The 13,456-nt window shown below is 43.7% G+C and carries 18 protein-coding genes and 1 pseudogene; 15 read left to right on the top strand and 4 right to left on the bottom strand.

Going from position 1 to position 13,456, the window contains the following annotated elements; translation table 11 throughout:
• Positions 1-42: 42 nt before the first annotated feature.
• The 4 genes from KUA50_RS04340 to KUA50_RS04325 all read right to left on the bottom strand — a co-directional run bounded on the left by KUA50_RS04340 (position 43) and on the right by KUA50_RS04325 (position 3,078).
• Positions 43-324, bottom strand: coding sequence for a DUF3127 domain-containing protein (locus KUA50_RS04340; RefSeq protein ID WP_218456892.1), 282 nt, complete (start codon positions 322-324; stop codon positions 43-45).
• 179 nt (positions 325-503) lie between these two features.
• Positions 504-800: a hypothetical protein gene (locus KUA50_RS04335; RefSeq protein ID WP_218456891.1), complete on the bottom strand. Its 297-nt coding sequence runs from the start codon at positions 798-800 to the stop codon at positions 504-506.
• 289 nt (positions 801-1,089) lie between these two features.
• Positions 1,090-2,040 (bottom strand): hypothetical protein, encoded by a 951-nt coding sequence (locus KUA50_RS04330; protein WP_218456890.1) that lies wholly within the window; start codon positions 2,038-2,040, stop codon positions 1,090-1,092.
• Between the two features lie 39 nt (positions 2,041-2,079).
• On the bottom strand, positions 2,080-3,078 hold the full coding sequence (locus KUA50_RS04325; protein ID WP_218456889.1) for a hypothetical protein: 999 nt from the start codon (positions 3,076-3,078) through the stop codon (positions 2,080-2,082).
• A gap of 629 nt (positions 3,079-3,707) precedes the next feature.
• Here KUA50_RS04325 and KUA50_RS04320 point away from each other — a divergent pair.
• The 15 genes and pseudogenes from KUA50_RS04320 to KUA50_RS04250 form a co-directional block, all read left to right on the top strand.
• Positions 3,708-4,241: pseudogene (locus tag KUA50_RS04320) on the top strand (HU family DNA-binding protein); the annotation flags it as partial.
• 325 nt (positions 4,242-4,566) lie between these two features.
• Positions 4,567-4,671, top strand: coding sequence for a smalltalk protein (locus KUA50_RS04315; protein ID WP_318346071.1), 105 nt, complete (start codon positions 4,567-4,569; stop codon positions 4,669-4,671).
• 829 nt (positions 4,672-5,500) lie between these two features.
• Positions 5,501-6,301: a YqiA/YcfP family alpha/beta fold hydrolase gene (locus tag KUA50_RS04310; RefSeq protein WP_218456887.1), complete on the top strand. Its 801-nt coding sequence runs from the start codon at positions 5,501-5,503 to the stop codon at positions 6,299-6,301.
• A 2-nt stretch (positions 6,302-6,303) separates the two neighbouring features.
• Entirely contained in the window at positions 6,304-6,603 is a 300-nt protein-coding gene (trxA, locus tag KUA50_RS04305) for a thioredoxin (RefSeq protein WP_218456886.1), read from the top strand.
• Positions 6,604-6,627: 24 nt separating this feature from the next.
• Entirely contained in the window at positions 6,628-7,005 is a 378-nt protein-coding gene (locus KUA50_RS04300) for a YccF domain-containing protein (RefSeq protein WP_218456885.1), read from the top strand.
• Between the two features lie 27 nt (positions 7,006-7,032).
• Positions 7,033-7,326, top strand: a complete 294-nt coding sequence (locus tag KUA50_RS04295; protein ID WP_218456884.1) for a DUF1294 domain-containing protein — start codon at positions 7,033-7,035, stop codon at positions 7,324-7,326.
• A 14-nt stretch (positions 7,327-7,340) separates the two neighbouring features.
• A complete protein-coding gene (locus KUA50_RS04290; protein WP_218456963.1) occupies positions 7,341-7,580 on the top strand; it encodes a hypothetical protein in 240 nt (79 codons plus the stop codon).
• A complete protein-coding gene (locus KUA50_RS04285) occupies positions 7,581-8,321 on the top strand; it encodes a YczE/YyaS/YitT family protein (protein WP_218456883.1) in 741 nt (246 codons plus the stop codon).
• Positions 8,322-8,687: 366 nt separating this feature from the next.
• Entirely contained in the window at positions 8,688-9,314 is a 627-nt protein-coding gene (locus tag KUA50_RS04280) for a type IV toxin-antitoxin system AbiEi family antitoxin domain-containing protein (protein WP_218456882.1), read from the top strand.
• Positions 9,311-10,141 (top strand): nucleotidyl transferase AbiEii/AbiGii toxin family protein, encoded by an 831-nt coding sequence (locus tag KUA50_RS04275; protein ID WP_256624251.1) that lies wholly within the window; start codon positions 9,311-9,313, stop codon positions 10,139-10,141. The genes KUA50_RS04280 and KUA50_RS04275 overlap by 4 nt, the downstream gene beginning before the upstream one ends.
• A gap of 177 nt (positions 10,142-10,318) precedes the next feature.
• Positions 10,319-10,987, top strand: a complete 669-nt coding sequence (locus tag KUA50_RS04270; protein WP_218456961.1) for a hypothetical protein — start codon at positions 10,319-10,321, stop codon at positions 10,985-10,987.
• Between the two features lie 2 nt (positions 10,988-10,989).
• Positions 10,990-11,670, top strand: coding sequence for a DNA alkylation repair protein (locus KUA50_RS04265; protein ID WP_218456881.1), 681 nt, complete (start codon positions 10,990-10,992; stop codon positions 11,668-11,670).
• Positions 11,671-11,672: 2 nt separating this feature from the next.
• Positions 11,673-12,113, top strand: coding sequence for a ribonuclease H (locus tag KUA50_RS04260; RefSeq protein ID WP_218456880.1), 441 nt, complete (start codon positions 11,673-11,675; stop codon positions 12,111-12,113).
• A 382-nt stretch (positions 12,114-12,495) separates the two neighbouring features.
• The gene (locus KUA50_RS04255) at positions 12,496-13,017 is read left to right on the top strand and encodes a GNAT family N-acetyltransferase (protein ID WP_218456879.1); all 522 of its coding nucleotides are present in this window, start codon (positions 12,496-12,498) and stop codon (positions 13,015-13,017) included.
• Between the two features lie 12 nt (positions 13,018-13,029).
• Complete coding sequence (locus KUA50_RS04250) at positions 13,030-13,422, top strand: TIGR04076 family protein (RefSeq protein WP_117664173.1); 393 nt, start codon at positions 13,030-13,032, stop codon at positions 13,420-13,422.
• Positions 13,423-13,456: the final 34 nt, after the last annotated feature.

Genomic DNA, 13,456 nt, shown 5'->3' with positions numbered 1-13,456 from the left:
GCAAGTCTTTCCCTGCGAAGCTCTTTTTACCTTTTTACCTTTTTACTTTTTTACCTTTTCAATGTCCGTCACGAGGATGTCCTGATACACCTGCCCATTATACTCTCTTGCCGTGAATCTGAGTGTAGCCACCACCAAATCCCCAGGATAGAATTTGCATTGAGCAGCATTACCCAGCATGGCTGCAGCATATTGGTTTTCGTACTTGCCGCCCAACTCCTGCAACACGATGTTGCACTTCATTATCTGGCCATTCTCACTCTTCTGACTCTGTACAGTGAAAGGCTCGCCCTGCTTAACAACTCTTAGAATCATTGTATTCATAATCAAAGAAACAAGACCTCGCCTTCCTTTCAAGGCTCCTTAGTTAGCAGCTCCGATCTTGCTGAAAGCTGTTGCAAAGATAGTGAGTCTTTCCATGCGCTGGAATACTTAGTGTAAGAATCCCCCCTCATCTTTTCACCACTTTTCTTTAGAGGGTCTATTTTCAGCCAGTTTTCAGTCTATTTCAGTTCAGCTTCCAGGATGTCTTTCATCACGACAAGCAGACTCTTGGTTCCATCGCCACCGCTCGCCATTCTCTGCTCGTATTCCCTATTGATCAAGTCGAAGAATAGTTTCAGATAGAATCGTTCCGTCGCTTTCTTCAGTGCTTTCCCGTCTCTGATGTTTCTCAGCGTGGGATAGTTTACGCTCATGTCGAGCTTTACCAGTCTGCTGTGCGTATAGCCCAGTCTCACTACGGCAGTATAGGCAATGCCCAATGCCGTTTGTTTGTTTTGATGATTATCTGCCATCATTCCTGATCGGTTTGCGAGAGAAGCCGTGGATTACCGATGGCCATCTTCAATCACGTTGTGAGGTTCCCCACCTCCGCTCAGGTTGTTATTATATAAATAGGTACTATAAGAATAGATGCTATTTAAAATGAAAACACTCGGAAATGAGAATGTACAGTTCTCAAATCCGAGTGCAAAGATAAGATAAAGTAGTGTAAGTGCCTGAAAATAAAATCGGTCATTCCCGGACGACCGGAAATGACCGAAAATGACCGTAAACAGATCTTTTTTTTATCCCATTTAATGTGTTTCAAACAATCCTCGAGAAGCCGTTTACCATTTCCCGATAAGCCATATCTTTTTCGTATGGTTTGTTGTCAGGATTCATATAATCAGTAAAAGTCGTCTTCGTCATTATAGCTAATCCGTCAATAGCCTTATATTCGTTGAAGGTAGGCCTTCTGATAACGCCAGCATCCATAGCCGCCCTCACAGGCATGGCCAGATCTTTAGGTTTTGATTTGCCCGACTGGTAATCTCTGATCATGGTAATGACAGTGGTGGCTTTCCCCTCCTTTACCATAAAGGAAGACGGAGTCGACGGAGCTGGGGTGTTTACCCCTAATTTTCGCCTCAACAGATCCACCTCCTTATCTAATTCCCCCTCATACTGCCTATTCAGATCGTGCAGGGGGATGAGCACCTTCTCGATGGTATCAGGTGGATATTCACAGACCTGCTGCAGAAAGTGATGGAGAAAATCCTTGACATCAGAGGCTTTAGTACCGTCGGCTTTCATGACATTCAGTTCACAAGTCAGCAGATTGGTCCGCTTACCCTCCATCCATTTCTTCTCCTCTTTTCGGGCGCATATTTCGAGCAGTTGGAAGAAGAGAGGATGGTCATTCAAACGTTTATAAATAGTCATAATGATGGCTTTGACATCCAGATGCTCATAGGTCTTGCCAGCTGCGAAAATCACGGCAGAAGCCACCATGAGCACCAGCATGGCTTCATCCTCATTAGCAGCATCGTCCTGGATGTCATCCATCTCGTCTTCTATCCCCTCCAGAATATCCGGTAATTGCAATACATCGCTGGCAAATGACTTGGCAGAAAGATATATTTCGGCAGGGGTAAGCGCAGTGTAGCCCTCACGACAAAACTGCCTGAGTGCATCATGGAAGATAACGAAAACGTCATCCGAAAGCAAGCGTCTTCTCTCCTGCCTCACCTGTTCCTTGTCCAAATGTATGATCATAATTTTTCTGCCTGATAGTAGGTTGTTGGTTCATATTGCTTAATCATCCACAGAGGTATTTTTCATCCCGTTCAGCATCTCAACGATGGCCGCTTCTCCCTTCATGATATCATCGTGCTCTACCTTCTCACCGTTTCTTTTCTTTCCCTTGAAAAGCATTTCCAGAAGCTGGGCGTCCAATTGCTTATGTATAATTTTATCGGTATTTTCCTCATCCGATTCCACAAAGCACCGGTAGGTAGCACCATCCTTTGTCACCAGTTCTACGGGCGTATGGGAGGCACTTGCCAGGGTGAGCATATTTTTCATATATGTAGAAGTTTCATTCAGACTGGCACAGGTAAGTTTTTCTTCACAACTTACTTCCATTCTCAAATTATGTTTGTCCTCTTTGGCAGCAAAAGCCACTTGTAAAAGTGCAGGAATCAGCGAATCATCAAAATATCCCTTTTTCTTCTGCTTGAGCTCTTCCACCCTTTCCAGCAATTCCTCTTTGCTCATATTAGGATTACCAAAGAACATCTTTCTGGTATTATCTTGTAACTTCTCCCATGCTTCAACCAGATCTTCGGGATAATATTTTGGCAATATCTCCAGGTCATAACAATATTCACAAAAGAGCACTTTATTGATCTCTCGTGTCAGAATTTCTGCCACTCGCTTAGGAGCCGAAAAGGCCTTGCGGCGGTTCTGTATGGCTATCGTTCTCATCCCCTCCCGGTTGTCGATGATGACAAAGCAGGAAGGTTCAGTCTTGGCGATAGAATTCTCATACTTGATTTCTATGGGGATGTCAATAGAATTGGCAAACTGCATCACGATGATGTTGGGATTGCTCTCCAGATGATAGACGCGATGATTATACACTTTGTCATAAGGGATTCCCTTCTTTGCCTGTTCTTCGCTTGCTTCTCCTTCACCGAAAACAATATCTTTGTCTTCTTGGAATAGAGTCGCAAGATGCTTCTGTCTGTCCTCCCAGTCATAGGGGGCAAACTCATGCTTGTATTTTATATAGTAGTCAGCAAATTTAGCCATATTATTCTTTAAGTTAATAGTTTATTATTATTTTTCATCCTGTGGCAGTTTACTTTAGTAGATTGTCCGAATGATTGTTACAAAGGTACTAAAACATCGTAAAATATTTTATAATATTACATTTTTTAACGCGTATAAATAATAAATTGATAGCTTTGGGTGTCATTAAGAGAGGGTGTCATTAAGTGTCATTAAGGTTTCGGGGGGCGCAAAAATCCTCTATAGTATAATATATAAATATTTATATATTATACTATAGCCCAAAATGACACTTTCATTTTTCTTAATGACACTTAATGACACCCTTCCTTAATGACACCTTTGTCACCTTTTGTCTTCCATGGGATATGAAATGCAAAATCAGCTTTTGCGTATATAGTTATAAATCAGCTACTTACAGAGTTATTTCTAACTTTTTTGGCCATATTCTTGTTTTCGGCTCAGAATTGTTGTACCTTTGCACCAGCAATCGAAAGAAAGCTTCTCTTGCACCGAAAGTCGGTCTTTACAGACGACACATTTGAATCTCGATTGATGTAAGGCGCCAGACATCAATGACGACCAAAATAAGGGCAAGAAACGGGGCTTCTGGGGAATTGAAATATCAACCATCAAAACACACAAAAAGTATGATTAACTACAGCATTACCATGCGCTCAGTGAACAGTAACCTCCTTGAAATCAACCAGGCTAAATCACGTATCAACCAGGCTAAGAAAGAGGGTAAGAACCCCGACCAGGCCGACCTCAACCTTGTGAAGACCGAGAAGAAGAATGCCTTCGCCGTATCTCAGTATTCTGATGTGATGACCATCGAGAAGTTTGCCAAGCACATCTCCAGTCACGGCAGCGTCTATTCTCGCGCAGACATCTCTGCCATCCTCTACATGACCGTGGATTGCATGAGAGAGCAACTCCTCGAAGGCAAGAAAATCCGCCTCGGCGATCTCGGTGATTTCTCCATCCTCCTCTCATCCAAGGGCGCTGAGGATGCAGACAAGTTCTCCGCTCAGAACATCACTGACGTGAAGGTTCAGTGGGAGCCAGGCGCTGAGTTCAAGAACCTCATTGCCGATGCAGAGTTCAACCTCGTAGCCAGCCGTAGCGCTCAGGCTGCAGTCATCAAGGCCATCAAGGAGGGCAAAGCCAACGTGGACATCAGCACTCCAACTACTCCTGACGACGGTTCTGATGGCGGTGGCTCTAACCCAAGCAGTGGCTCTAACCCAAGCGGCGGCACTCCTGCAGGAGGTAACACCGAGCAGAGCGGCGGCACCAGCCAAGGCACCGGTTCCACCCCAAGCGGCGACAATAAGGGCGACACTGGACAGGACGGCGATGGAGACTACGAATTGAAGTAGCCTCTCCCCCGCCAAAGTGAAGCTGGTGGGGGCAACCTACCCTCCCGAAGTCCTAACAGACCAGGGGAAAATTAACCTCATGTGAAACACACAAAAATATAAGTTTAACCTTTAAAATTGAATCAATATGAGTAAAATGAAAGCAGACACATGGAAGACCATTCTTCAAATCGCCATCAGCATTCTTACGGCACTTGCCACCTCGCTGGGCGTTTCGAGTTGCATGGGATGAAATATCGCATATATATCATGTTGAATGTTAAGTTGCATTCTTGTATACATAAAAAGGTATAAATCCAGTATGGTTTGAGTTTTGAATTTACCTCACCGAAAATGTGGTTTTAGAATTACAATCAGACAGAGAGTTTGATGAATCCCTATAAGACGACCGCTTCCTCAAAATCATGAGGGGAGCGGTCGTCTTTTGTTTTTCAAGTGTTAGTTTCAAGTTTCGTTATCATTCCGAGGGTGTCATTAAGAGTGGGTGTCATTAAGTGTCATTAAGGATTTTATGTGTTATTTTTATGAAAAATTATAATTTCATGGGGGGTTATTACTTTATTTCATTTTATTTGCCCTATCATTCAATCATGATAGTACAGCTGACTAGATATATTCATTGTTTTTGCACGTAATAATCTTATGAATATTATGTGCAAAGTCGGTGATTCTATTCTGAAAGTCAACAATATTGCTAAAACAAGCACTCAGACAAATACCAAGAAACGCAGTACATAGAAAACCGATGATAGCACTACTAATGATCGAAAAAAAATAGAAGATTACAGAAAGTGAGGTTGAAATTGAGGTTAATAATGAGATAAAGAGTGAGGTGAAGAGAAACTATGTACTTGGAACCCAAGATAACACTAAAGACATTTTCGTTATCCCCTTGCATACAAATAAAGTTAAATCAAGTTCGCCCTGCAAACAAAATCCATCTAAATATTCACTTTTCTGAATATTTTTCTGTATTTTTGCAGATATATTGCGCTGATATGGGCGTTGAGCATTGCTTATCTCCCTAGATTACAGGCGCATCATTATCAAATGATTAGAGCATGAAGAAGATATTATTCCTACACGGATTCTTCGCCACGGGCAGCTGTCCGATGGCGAGAGCCTTGAAAGAGGCGTTTGAGGGGACGGCGGTGGTGCTGACTCCCGACCTGCCATTGCACCCCAAGGAGGCACTAAAGGAGATTCGCTCCATCATCGACCGGGAACAGCCCGACTTGCTTCTGGGCAACAGCTGCGGCTCTTTCCTCGCCCAGATGCTGGCTCCGGTGGTGGGCATTCCTGCCCTGCTCGGCAATCCGTATTTCATGATGACGGAGTTTCTGAAGGAGCGAATCGGCGAGCATGAATACAAGGCACCGAGAAGGGACGGCAATCAGCGGCTGGTGATTGACGAGGCGCTGATAGAGGAGTTTGCGGAACTGGAAGCCGTGCAGTTTGACCATTGCAACCCTTATTATAAGGATCGTGTGTGGGGACTTTTTGGAGAGCAGGACACCCTGGCTCACTTCTCCCCTCTCTTCCTGGAGCACTACAACCAAGCCTTCCATTTCCCTGGCGGTCATACGCCTACTGAGCAGGAGGTGAAGACCTGGTACGCTCCCCTCGCCCAGAAAATGCTGATGGAGTTTTCAGCAAAGGAAGAAAGATATTTCCAGCACTTTAAGGGCGGTAAATACAAATTCATCCATTCTGCCTTCGACTCCGAGACTCAGGAGCGCATGGTGGTTTATCAGGCTCTCTATGGAGACCAAGCCTATTGGGTAAGACCGGAAGATATGTTCTTCGGGAAAGTAACAAGGGACGGCAGAACTTTTAATCGTTTCACAGAAATAGAAAGATAATTATGGAGACATTCAATGACGTAATCAATAGTGACCAGCTTGTTCTGGTCGATTTCTTTGCTACATGGTGCCAACCTTGCAAGGCGATGCACCCCATTCTGCAGCAGGTGAAGAGTGTATTGGGCGACCGCATCCGAATCATCAAGGTGGATGTAGATAAGTACGGCGTAACAGCAAGCCAATACCGCATCCAATCCGTGCCTACGCTGATGCTCTTCCGAAACGGAGAAGTATTGTGGCGCACAAGCGGTGTGGTAGATAAAGCTGAACTGCTGGCTACGCTTGATCCATTCTTGACATAATCAAAAATATAAAAGAATAATCTTATGCGCATAATAGGAAACTTACTTTGGTGGCTCTTCGGAGGTCTCGAAGCTGCCATCGGTTATTTCACCGGAAGTCTGGCTCTTGCATGTACTATCATCGGCATTCCGTTTGCAATACAGACATTCAAGATTGGTCTGCTCTGCCTATGGCCTTTTGGTTCTACAGTAAGAGAATCGAATAGTCCTACAGGTTGCATTCGCATCCCGTTGAATTTACTCTGGCTGATTTTCGGAGGATTGTGGGCTTGCCTCATGCATCTGTTCTTCGGCTTTCTCTTATGTATAACCATTTTCGGCATTCCTTGGGGAAAACAGCATTTCAAGATGGCCGCGCTTTCGCTCGCACCATTCGGAAAGGATGTGGAGTTGGGATTTTAAAGAAATAAGAAAAAGAAGTCGAAGGGTATGAACACATTACACAGTTGCCTCGCCTACTATCTCCTGGGCATCAATGCAGTTACATTCATCGTGTACGGCATTGATAAGTACAAGGCAAAGAAAGCCAAATGGCGCATTCCGGAAGTAACGCTTTTATTGCTGGCTGTCGTTGGAGGAAGCGTCGGGGCATGGATGGGGATGAAAGTCTGGCACCATAAGACGATGCACAAGAAATTCAAATACGGCATTCCTGCCATTCTGCTGATACAGATTGCGCTGATGACGTATTTACACGTGAATCTTTGGAAACAAATAGTTTGAAGAAAATTATGGCAATGACTATTGATACAACAAACCTCTGCTCACATCTTCAAAAGAAGTTGTTTGAACCTGAGGGAGTATATTATCCTATCTGGCAAGCCATGCAGAACGATAAGGAGCTGACAGCCGTAGTTCGCTCACGACAGCTTCATATCTATCGTAACGGCAAGAAGATTCTCATTCTCGCTGGCAAGGCTCAGCCGAAGATTATCAGAGAGGACAAACTGAACGAATTGATTAAGAAAATAATATAAATGATGAAGAAAGAAGAAGTTATATCTTTTGTATGGCAGCATATTCTGCTGCTCGTTTCGCTCTATGTAATGACTTTCGGAGTCGCAGCATGTGTGCGAAGTCAGTTAGGTTCAAGCGTTATTTCCACCATCCCTTACGTGATGGCTTCGGCAGGAACAATGCTTGACTACATTCCCCGATGGACTATCGGCGGCTACACCATCATGATGAACGCCATCTTCGTGGTGCTGCAGATTCTGATTCTGAGAAGAAACTTCGAGTGGGTGCAACTCTTCCAACTCGCTATCGGCTTTATCTTCGGAATGTTCATAGACCTCAATATGGTGCTTACACAGTGGATGGTTTCAGAAAATATCCTGGTCAATGCCCTTGTGCAGATTGCCGGTTGCACCATCCTCGGTTTCGGAATTGCCATGGAGGTGAAGTGCGGCTCAGTAACCATGCCTGGCGAGGGCATTTCCATCGCCATTCACAAGGTTACCGGCTGGCCTTTCCCTAAAGCCAAGATTCGGGTGGACATCACGCTCGTGGTCTTGGCCGTCTTGTTCTGCTTCCTGCTTCTCGGTTCATGGAAATGGGAGATTGTGGGCATCGGAACGCTCTTCGCCATGGTCTATGTAGGTGTTACAGTTCGCCTATTCAACAAACATCTTGCATGGTTCGACCGCCTGCTCCACTATCGTCCAGGTTGCCGCAGATATGTTTACGGACTGGCACGATACATAAGAAAACAGATGTAAGTTTTTCTAAATATGAATAAAAATGGAAACAGAAAGAATTTTAGCTTGTGGGTGGTGACAAGGATATGGTTAAAGTGTTTAAGTACAAAGGATAAAAATAAATCTCTGTTCACATCTTCAAAAGAAGTTGTTTGAACCTGAGGGAGTACATTATCCTATCTGGCAAGGCTCAGCCGAAGATGCAATTCTGATGTGGGCAATGAGAATGCTATGGAATAGGAGCACAATTCAGACTCGGAGTATCTAGCCTGATTTCTGCATCAATGTTTAACGGTCTGACTAAGCGACTTGTTAAAATAGCCAAAAACAGAACAGAAAAACAAATAAAAGTTCGTTTTCTATTCCAAATTTTACTATTTTTGCACCATGATAATGGATTTAGAACATATAGGTAACATACCAGTCAGTACTTCAGCTATAGCTTCATTGTTTACAAATATTGAAGCAGGGAATCAGAAAGTACGCAGTCTTGAGGCGGCTCATAAAATTATCCGACTCAAGAAGGGGCTTTATGTGGTAGCTCCAAATGTGTCTCGTGTTGCTCTATCCACAGAACTGATAGCCAATCATCTTTATGCCCCTTCGTATGTGTCAATGCAGACAGCATTACGTTATTATGGATTAATACCAGAAGCTGTTTACACTACTCAGTCTATGACACTAAAGCACTCCCGTAGTTTTGATACTCCTGTCGGGCGTTTTGAGTATAAGAACATGTCAAGAGAAGCCTTTTCAATAGGGATTACAAGCATCAACATGCAGAGTTACGCCTTTCTGATGGCAACACCAGAAAAAGCGCTCTGTGACTTAATCGCAAATTCTCCGAAGGTTAATTTACGTTACCAGAAGGATATAGAGAACTATTTGGAGGAGGACATCCGAATGGAAATAGATGATTTCAGGAATATGGACATAAGTATATTTGAGCGATATGCTCAGGTTGGGAAAAAGTCTAAATCCATAGAAACTCTAATTAAATATTTAAGGAAATGAATACAAACGAGATATTCAATCAAATGCTTTCGAGCTATGACATAACGACCGAACTGCAAAACCGCAATGCTATCTTTGAGGTCAACCAGCAGATTATTCTTTCTGGTCTTTACAATGGTGGCTTTTTCAACGAGGCAGCTTTCTATGGTGGAACATGTCTGCGTATATTCCATGGATTGCAGCGTTTCTCTGAGGATATGGATTTTTCCCTGCTTGCTCCGAATGAAAACTTTGATTTTACACATTATTTTCAGCCCATCATTGACCAATTCGCTATGGTGGGTAGAGAGGTTGAGATCAGAAAGAAGGACAAAAAGAACTTTGGCAAAGTGGAGTCTGCCTTTCTGAAAGACAACACAGATGTATATGATATTACATTCCGAACTGAGAAATCTGTCAAGATCAAGATTGAAGTTGATACTCAACCTCCTTTGAAATTCCAAACAGAACAGAAGTTGCTTCTGCTCCCCCAATCTTTCATGACACGATGTTTCACTTTGCCAGCCCTCTTTGCAGGAAAGATGCATGCACTGGTGTATCGTGCCTGGAAGAACAGAGTCAAGGGACGTGATTGGTATGATTTCGAATGGTATGTTCGCCACAATGTTCCTCTTGACTTTACTCACTTGTGCGAAAGAGCCTTGCAGTTCAATCACGAAGAGCTTGACAAGGAGACGTTCCTTCAAAAACTGAATGAAAGACTTGCCACGGCAGACATGAATCAAATAAAGGCAGACGTGTTGCCTTTTGTCAGGAATCCCAAAGAGTTGGATATTTGGTCGAATGACTATTTTATGGAACTTGCAAAAATGATCAGATTTGAATGAAAGAAACATTTAGAAAATATCTGGACAGATCATTTCACCGGAAATTCAGCATCAGGAAAGGTCATGGTGAAATGCGGTTTCTCTGACACCGGAATGCTGAACAGATGCAGCCAGCTTGTGGGTGGCGACAAGGATATGGTTAAAGTGTTTAAGTACAAAGGATAAAAATAAATGAACATGAATTTTCCAGAAATATATTCAGCAACAGGCATGATGGAGCTAATTCAGAAGATCGGCTTCCTCCCTCTCCTTGATAGCGGCATTGAAGGATTCTCTGCCGAAGACATCGTGACAGATGACTGCGGTTATGTAACATTTCCTGAAGGCGGTTGGGACTGGCCGCTATGGAAATGGAAGGGCGAAATTGTGCAGGAAATGCCGTGTATGTACGGAAAGTTCTTCAACAAGAAAGCAGGATTCATCAGCCAGGAATGGTGGCCGGACTTCTACAACTACAGAAGAAGCAAGTTTCCTCGCCCGAATGAAGAATCGATAGAAGGAGCCATTCTCAGTACACTTCAATCTACCGGCAGTCTCATTACAAGGGAACTTCGGGCAGCCTGCGGTTTTACGGGCAAGGGAATGAGAAGCAAGTTTGACGGTTATCTCACCCGACTGGAAATGGCGACTTACATTGTGACCGAGGATTTCATCTATCCTCGTGACAAGCACAATCATGAATATGGCTGGGGATGGTCGCTGCTCAACACTCCCGAAGATCTCTATGGCAGGGAGGCTTGCCAATGCAACCGTACTCCCCTGGAATCTTACCAGAAGATTTTCAAACATCTGAAAGAAATCCTGCCTGACGCTTCGGATAAACAGATCATTAAATTAATTGGATAAAAATGACTTCACTTCAAGAAAGACTGTTCGCCATGCAGGATAAGCAGTATGCTGCTTTCCAAGCCAAACTGACACCGGGAGTGCCTATAGAAAGTTTCATAGGCATTCGTGTGCCTGTGCTTCGCAAGTTCGCAAAAGAATTTACAAAGGAGACAGAATGCGAGGAATTCCTTCATCAGCTTCCTCACGAATACTACGATGAGAACATGCTTCATGGTCTCCTCATTTCTGAGGTGAAGGACTACGAAGAATGCATTCGTCTTACAGACAGATTCCTGCCTTTCGTGGACAACTGGGCAGTTTGCGACATCATGTCTCCGAAGGTGTTTGTCAAACACAAGAAGGAGCTGTTGGCGAAGATCAAGACTTGGAGTAAATCGTCACACATTTATACCTGTCGCTTTGGAATAGAGACACTTATGTCTCATTACCTGGATAAAGACTTCAAGGCTGAATATCTTGAAATTCCAGCCTCTGTAAGGAGCGAAGAATATTACGTAAAGATGATGGTAGCCTGGTTCTTCGCCACCGCCCTTGCCAAGCAATGGGACCAGGCGATTCCCTACATCGAGCAAAACCGCCTTGCTCCATGGACGCACAACAAGACCATCCAGAAGGCCATCGAGAGCTACAGAATCACGCCCGAGCAGAAGGAATATCTGAGGACATTGAAGATAAAATAATTATGACACAAGATACTTCTACATATTACGTTTGGATAGGTGGCTCATGTGATTATGGCCATAAAGAGCGAGCTGGTGGTGCTGCCGTTGTGATTGAGCATAACGGCAACATCATCAGCCGTGATGTAATCAGCGACTTGCACACCACGGAGTTCCGCATGATGCTTACCCTCATGGTGAAAGTAATGCAGGAAATACCGGATGGTTCCGACATTCTCTTCCTGACCAACGCTGCCTATATTCAGAACTTTGACAAGACTCCAACGGCTAAATCTGCCAATCCAGACTTGATCATTCAATGCATCGAGGAAAAGAAAAGGCACAACTCTGTCGGGGTCAAGATTGTGCAATATCACAAAAGCCCATTGCTGATAGAAACCCACGATAGGGCTACGGAAGCAATGGCTAAGACAAGAAAGGAGTTTCATCAGAAAAACAAATAATTGTTTAGGGCCGTTTTCCGGTCATTAAGGTCACGGTCATTAAGGTCATTAAGGATTTCTGTTTTCAAAATATCCCTCTGTCTTATAAAATAAGGTTAAATCAAGTTCGCCCTGCAACCAAAATCCATCCATAAAATCACTTTTCTGAATATTTTTCTGTATTTTTGCAGATATATTGCGCTGATGGCGTATTTGCACATGAATTAATAACAAAATAAAAAACTAAGTATATGAGCATTAAAAAGAATGGGATTTATTGGAAGGGCATCAAGCGCCGGATAGGGAGATTCTTTGAGAAGGTGCACGAATGTATACTTATCTTCACCGACTGGCTTGGGTAAGCACACAAAGTAAATAGACAGCAAAACATTGATATAATCTGATGGAAACAGAAAGAATTTTACTCCGCCATTGGCTGGAATCTGATGCAGAGGCACTATTCAAGTACGCCTCAGACCCTGACGTAGGACCACGTGCAGGATGGCCAGCACATAAGTCAGTAGAGGAAAGTCGGGAGATAATCCGGACATTCTTCCATAATGAAACGACATGGGCGATTGTGCTGAAAGAGACTGGCGAGGCTATCGGCTGCATCGGCTACTACACCCATGAAACCAGCAACATCCCTATCGGAGAAAACGACTGCGAGGTGGGCTACTGGGTAGGAAAACCTTATTGGAACAAGGGAATCTGCACCGAAGCCTTGAAGCTGATGCTCGACTACTGCATCAACGAAAAGCATTTCGAAAACATCTGGGCAGACCATTTCACAGGCAATCCTGCATCAGGAAGAGTCATGGAGAAATGCGGTTTCTCAGACACCGGAATGCTGAACAGATGCAGCCAGCTTGTGGGTGGCGACAAGGATATGGTTAAAGTGTTTAAGTACAAAGGATATAAATAAATAAAAAAGAATATGAAGCATAAAGTAAAAGTGACCGTAATAGACAAGAAAATCTATCCGGAACTACAGGAGAAGTATTGCGCCGACCCTAAAGCAGGAATGTGTCCATGCTACAATGTTGGCGATGAGTTTATCTTTGAGCGTGACGAAGAGAACGACCATTTCTGGCATGGAGGCTTGAATACGCTCGTCAAAACATCCGCTGACCCGAACACAGTAGCTGGAGGTCCGAAAATGCCACATTGCTCTGAGGCATGGGACGCTATTTCACGATATATATACACCGGACTGCAAGGTGGTTCAATCATGAAGGGGTGGATGAAGCGTGAAAACGAAATGATTTGCTGTTGTTCTGACGGAACAAGACCAGTCATATTCAAAATTGAGCGTATAGACGAAGAGTAGTTGTGGAATAAATGGGATAAACGAACATTAAAAC

It is taken from the genome of Segatella hominis (assembly GCF_019249725.2).
In the GTDB taxonomy this organism is placed as follows: domain Bacteria; phylum Bacteroidota; class Bacteroidia; order Bacteroidales; family Bacteroidaceae; genus Prevotella.
Note: the sequence above shows the minus strand (reverse complement) of the source record. Positions and strands in the feature narration are given on the sequence as shown.

Bases quoted from the DNA above. Each gene is read 5' to 3' on its own strand.
- KUA50_RS04265 (WP_218456881.1), top strand. From the start codon at position 10,990: ATGACTTCACTTCAAGAAAGACTGTTCGCCATGCAGGATAAGCAGTAT.
- KUA50_RS04330 (WP_218456890.1), bottom strand. From the start codon at position 2,040: ATGATCATACATTTGGACAAGGAACAGGTGAGGCAGGAGAGAAGACGC.
- KUA50_RS04275 (WP_256624251.1), top strand. From the start codon at position 9,311: ATGAATACAAACGAGATATTCAATCAAATGCTTTCGAGCTATGACATA.
- KUA50_RS04280 (WP_218456882.1), top strand. From the start codon at position 8,688: ATGATAATGGATTTAGAACATATAGGTAACATACCAGTCAGTACTTCA.
- KUA50_RS04335 (WP_218456891.1), bottom strand. From the start codon at position 800: ATGATGGCAGATAATCATCAAAACAAACAAACGGCATTGGGCATTGCC.
- KUA50_RS04300 (WP_218456885.1), top strand. From the start codon at position 6,628: ATGCGCATAATAGGAAACTTACTTTGGTGGCTCTTCGGAGGTCTCGAA.
- KUA50_RS04255 (WP_218456879.1), top strand. From the start codon at position 12,496: ATGGAAACAGAAAGAATTTTACTCCGCCATTGGCTGGAATCTGATGCA.
- KUA50_RS04250 (WP_117664173.1), top strand. From the start codon at position 13,030: ATGAAGCATAAAGTAAAAGTGACCGTAATAGACAAGAAAATCTATCCG.
- KUA50_RS04290 (WP_218456963.1), top strand. From the start codon at position 7,341: ATGACTATTGATACAACAAACCTCTGCTCACATCTTCAAAAGAAGTTG.
- KUA50_RS04315 (WP_318346071.1), top strand. From the start codon at position 4,567: ATGAGTAAAATGAAAGCAGACACATGGAAGACCATTCTTCAAATCGCC.
- KUA50_RS04325 (WP_218456889.1), bottom strand. From the start codon at position 3,078: ATGGCTAAATTTGCTGACTACTATATAAAATACAAGCATGAGTTTGCC.
- KUA50_RS04310 (WP_218456887.1), top strand. From the start codon at position 5,501: ATGAAGAAGATATTATTCCTACACGGATTCTTCGCCACGGGCAGCTGT.
- KUA50_RS04285 (WP_218456883.1), top strand. From the start codon at position 7,581: ATGATGAAGAAAGAAGAAGTTATATCTTTTGTATGGCAGCATATTCTG.
- KUA50_RS04260 (WP_218456880.1), top strand. From the start codon at position 11,673: ATGACACAAGATACTTCTACATATTACGTTTGGATAGGTGGCTCATGT.
- KUA50_RS04340 (WP_218456892.1), bottom strand. From the start codon at position 324: ATGAATACAATGATTCTAAGAGTTGTTAAGCAGGGCGAGCCTTTCACT.
- KUA50_RS04270 (WP_218456961.1), top strand. From the start codon at position 10,319: ATGAATTTTCCAGAAATATATTCAGCAACAGGCATGATGGAGCTAATT.
- KUA50_RS04295 (WP_218456884.1), top strand. From the start codon at position 7,033: ATGAACACATTACACAGTTGCCTCGCCTACTATCTCCTGGGCATCAAT.
- trxA (WP_218456886.1), top strand. From the start codon at position 6,304: ATGGAGACATTCAATGACGTAATCAATAGTGACCAGCTTGTTCTGGTC.